This is a genomic window from Gracilibacillus thailandensis (assembly GCF_010994055.1).
Classification (GTDB): Bacteria; Bacillota; Bacilli; order Bacillales; family Amphibacillaceae; genus Gracilibacillus; species Gracilibacillus lacisalsi.
Window position 1 is genome coordinate 1 of sequence record NZ_WJID01000136.1, and the last position, 2,029, is coordinate 2,029.

5 protein-coding genes are annotated in these 2,029 nt (G+C 32.4%); all 5 read left to right on the top strand.

Annotated elements, in window-relative coordinates:
* On the top strand, positions 1 to 292 hold a 292-nt coding region (locus tag GH715_RS21700; protein WP_240469432.1), incomplete at its 5' end, for a hypothetical protein.
* Position 293: 1 nt separating this feature from the next.
* Positions 294 to 704 (top strand): DNA/RNA non-specific endonuclease, encoded by a 411-nt coding sequence (locus GH715_RS21155; RefSeq protein WP_240469433.1) that lies wholly within the window; start codon positions 294 to 296, stop codon positions 702 to 704.
* Between the two features lie 19 nt (positions 705 to 723).
* Entirely contained in the window at positions 724 to 1,179 is a 456-nt protein-coding gene (locus GH715_RS21160; RefSeq protein ID WP_153837180.1) for a DUF600 domain-containing protein, read from the top strand.
* Complete coding sequence (locus tag GH715_RS21165; RefSeq protein ID WP_153837179.1) at positions 1,176 to 1,475, top strand: DNA/RNA non-specific endonuclease; 300 nt, start codon at positions 1,176 to 1,178, stop codon at positions 1,473 to 1,475. The genes GH715_RS21160 and GH715_RS21165 overlap by 4 nt, the downstream gene beginning before the upstream one ends.
* A gap of 11 nt (positions 1,476 to 1,486) precedes the next feature.
* On the top strand, positions 1,487 to 1,954 hold the full coding sequence (locus tag GH715_RS21170) for a DUF600 domain-containing protein (RefSeq protein WP_153837178.1): 468 nt from the start codon (positions 1,487 to 1,489) through the stop codon (positions 1,952 to 1,954).
* Positions 1,955 to 2,029 lie beyond the last annotated feature (75 nt).

Genomic DNA, 2,029 nt, shown 5'->3' on the forward strand with positions numbered 1-2,029 from the left:
CACGATCTTCCCAACACCAAAACCACCCGCAACAGTACCGAAAACTCCAAAACCATGGTCAGTAAATTATGCGATGAAATGGTTGAAGGAACAAATACCTGAAGTTCGGATCGTACAGGATTCGATGGGCGGTACTCATATAATGTTTGCAAAAAGAAGTGGTGAGGATGTAAGTAGAGTTGGGAATGGTACTAAGGGTACGGGTAATCGTTTGGCTGGAGAAAGTGATGTTAAAACATTAGTGGGAAGAGGAACAGTATACAAACGGAAGGAAAAATCGATTAAAGCCTAATATTAGGTATAAAACTGGAGAGTATAACTACTTCTATGAAACAGATAGTGCAGGTAGGATTGTAAAATTTGAAACAGAAAATTTACAATTAACAACGAGAACAGATAGATTGTCACACAGTAAAAATACACCAGGTAAAGTAAAAGGTCAGGACCACGCGGGACATTTGGCAGGTGATAGGTTTGGAGGCTCACCTAAAATTGATAATTGGGTTTCGCAATTGTCTGATGTTAATTTGAAACAGTATAAGAAGATAGAAGACGAATGGGCTGCAGCGTTAAATGACAAACCTCCTAAAAAGGTAACGGTCGATGTGGAAATATTATATAAAGAAATAGATGTGCGTCCAAAAACATTTATTGTTAATTATACAATTGATGGTAAGTCTGGTTTTAAAATTATTGAAAATTAGCTTAAGGAGTGTGTGTATTATGAAAGAATTTGAAGATAGATTTAGTGAATTACAATCAGATATGATTTCTATATGTTTGGAATACGTTGAGAACAAAGCTGATAAAGTATATGTTTATGGTTCAAGTGAAGAAAGAATTATTTCTGCTAATTTCTTCTATTTGATAAATAATATGTATGTAGAACCCCATAAATTGAATGAAGCTGTAACGAATGAAACAGAGGGACATGATGTTTCTCCAAAGCGTCAGTCTATGGTATTGAGTATAATATGTGAAGATATCCAAAAGGTCAAATTATTGTGCAAGGAATATAGAAGAGATATGCCAACAGAGATGAAATTAATTTATGATGTAAAGAGTGGAAAATTTAGTGCTGAATACAATTATAATTTAGTTTATACTCATGATGATATTAAAACAGCAGACCATATTGCCGATGAATGGTTTGAAGAAATAAAAAGTAATAACCTTTGATAGTAGAGACTTCTATAATTACCCCTGGTAAGGAACCGGAAGATCATGCTGGCCATCTAGCAGGAGATCGATTTGGTGGTTCTCCAGAATTAGATAATCTAGTTTCACAATCTAGTAGTGTTAACTTAAGTAAATATAAAAAGTTAGAAAATAAATGGGCTAAAGCAATTGAAGAAGGTAAGCACATTTCTGTGAATGTAAAGGTGAATTATGAAAAAAACGCGTTAAGGCCTAGTAGCTTTGAAATAAAATATGTTATAGATGGCGTTATTAAAAAACGAGTTTTAAAAAATTAGGGGGGAGAAGATTGAGTAAAATATTTGAAGATTATCTATCAGAATTACAAGCAGATATGGTAGCTATATGTTTAGAATATGTTGAGAATATGGCTGAAGATATTTATATTTATTGTTCATATGAACCAGAAATGTATGCATTTGATGTATTTTATAGAATAAATGGGCAGATAGTTCTGAAGAATAACTTAAATGAAGCAATAGATAATACTAATCATAAGCCAATATTTTGTGATACATCAGAAAATAGACAGGAAGCAGTTCTAGATATTGGTTTGAAAAATTTAGAAGAAATTCATAAAAAATGCAAAGAATACGGAAGAGACATGCCAACTGAAATAAAATTACATTATAATGTAAAACAAAACTCCTTAAAGGCAAACTATAAATATGATCTAGTTTATTCCAATGATGATGAATTATTGCCTGATGATATTTTCGATAACTGGTTTGAGGAAGTAAAAGAAAATAATGAATAAACTATACCTTGATGGGGCTAAATGCCATTCAAGGTTATTATTACGTCTTTTAAAACCACAGGCTCTGCCTGTGTG